Origin of the sequence: Moorena sp. SIO4E2 (assembly GCF_010671945.1) — a bacterium.
In the GTDB taxonomy this organism is placed as follows: Bacteria; Cyanobacteriota; Cyanobacteriia; order Cyanobacteriales; family Coleofasciculaceae; genus Moorena; species Moorena producens.
Genome location: NZ_JAAHIE010001072.1, coordinates 1 through 1796 on the forward strand (window position 1 = coordinate 1; position 1796 = coordinate 1796).

2 protein-coding genes are annotated in these 1796 nt (G+C 42.5%); both read left to right on the top strand.

All coding sequences use genetic code 11. The annotated features are described in order from the left end of the window. The first annotated feature begins 70 nt into the window (after window positions 1-70). Window positions 71-571, top strand: a complete 501-nt coding sequence (locus F6K37_RS40755) for an IS607 family transposase (RefSeq protein WP_287256994.1) — start codon at window positions 71-73, stop codon at window positions 569-571. After that, entirely contained in the window at window positions 501-1649 is a 1149-nt protein-coding gene (locus F6K37_RS40760; protein ID WP_287256995.1) for an RNA-guided endonuclease TnpB family protein, read from the top strand. The genes F6K37_RS40755 and F6K37_RS40760 overlap by 71 nt, the downstream gene beginning before the upstream one ends. Window positions 1650-1796 lie beyond the last annotated feature (147 nt).

Below are 1796 nucleotides of genomic sequence, written 5' to 3' on the forward strand. Positions count from 1 at the left end.
GGTTAGTAGACAGTTATGCAAAGTGTCATAAAGTCTAGTAAAGTCTTTTCATAATTGTTAGAATAGAGACATGACACTAGTACCACTCCGTAAGGCGGTCGAACTTACGGGACTCTCTCAAACCACTTTGAGGAAATATGCAGACAATGGCATCATCAAATGCGAACGAACCCCAAGCGGGTACAGAATGTTCGATACAGTTAGTCTTGCCACTTTGGGGAAACGAAAAGCTCCCGAGCCAGTCACAATTTGTTACTGCCGAGTCAGTAGCAGCAAGCAATTTGACGATCTCGCCAGGCAAGTCGCATACATGCATTCCATGTTCCCAGAAGCGGAAATCATCAAGGATATCGGTTCAGGACTCAACTACAAAAGGAAAGGGCTTAGAACCATACTGGAACGACTTATGCAAGGATGTCAGCTCACTATTGTTGTTGCCTGTAGAGACAGACTCACTCGATTCGGGTTTGAACTGTTTGAATACCTGGCAGAGCTCAACGGTGGCAAAATCCTGGTTCTCGACCAGCCTGAAAGCTGTCGAGGATCCGAACTCACAGCGGATCTTCTCTGAATCATTCACGTCTTCTCTTGTCGGGTTCACGGACTCCGAAAGTACGGGGCAAAAATCAAAAAAGATTCGGATATTCCTCAATGCTGAACAACGTTCCATTATTCGTAAATGGTTTGGAGTGTCCCGTTATGTATTCAATAAAACCGTCAAGATACTCCAAAATGGCGAAATAAAAGCTAATTGGAAAGCTATCAAAACTGGGATATTAAATGACCTTCCCGAGTGGTGTAAAGCAGTGCCTTATCAAATTAAATCCATAGGGATTAAGGATGCTTGCACCGCTGTCAGGGAATCCAAGAAAAAGTACAAAAAGACTGGGCAAATTAATCGGGTTAGGTTTAGGTCTCGAAAAAATCCTGTTCAGTCTTGCTACATCCCAAAGTCAGCGGTCTCGGAGAAGGGGGTTTATCACACAAAATTAGGGACTTTAACCTTTTCCGAATCTTTGCCTGATAACAGGGGAGATTGTCGATTAACCAGCACGAATGGGGACTACTATTTAACAGTCCCTCATCAAACTACTCAAACGAAAGCCGATAACCAAGGTAGAGTGGTAGCGATAGACCCCGGTGTTAGAACATTTCTGACGTTTTTTAGCGAAAATTCTGTAGGAAAGATTGGTCACGGAGATTTTTCCAGAATTCAGAGACTTTGTACTCATCTTGATAATTTACTGTCAAAAATTAGCAAGGCGTCTAGGAATCAGAAGCGACGAATGAGGAAAGCTGCTAGGCGAATTATCATTAGAATTCAAAATCTAATAAACGAACTCCATCACAAAGCTGCTCGATTCTTAGTTGACCACTTTGATGTGATATTACTTCCAACTTTTGAGACGTCTGAAATGTCAAAAAAAGGAAAAAGAAAAATCCGGTCAAAAACTGTACGGAATTTGCTCACATTTTCCCATTTTAGGTTTAAAGAGTTTTTAAAGCATAAAGCTTCGGAAACCGGCAAAATAGTAGTGGATGTTTGTGAAGCCTATACGAGTAAGACAGTTAGCTGGACTGGAGAAATAGTTAACATCGGAGGCAGTAAGACTATTAGGTCTTTGATTGATGGCCGAGTAATGGATTGACCTTTGGTCACGCTTCGCGAACGCGACATCAATGGCGCTCGCGGGATATTCCTAAGAGCTTTGGTAGATACACCCTGGCTGAGTAATCAGCTTGCATTGGTGAGCTAAGGTCTGCTTTGGTAGACTTTAGTAGCCAAAAAGTATCGG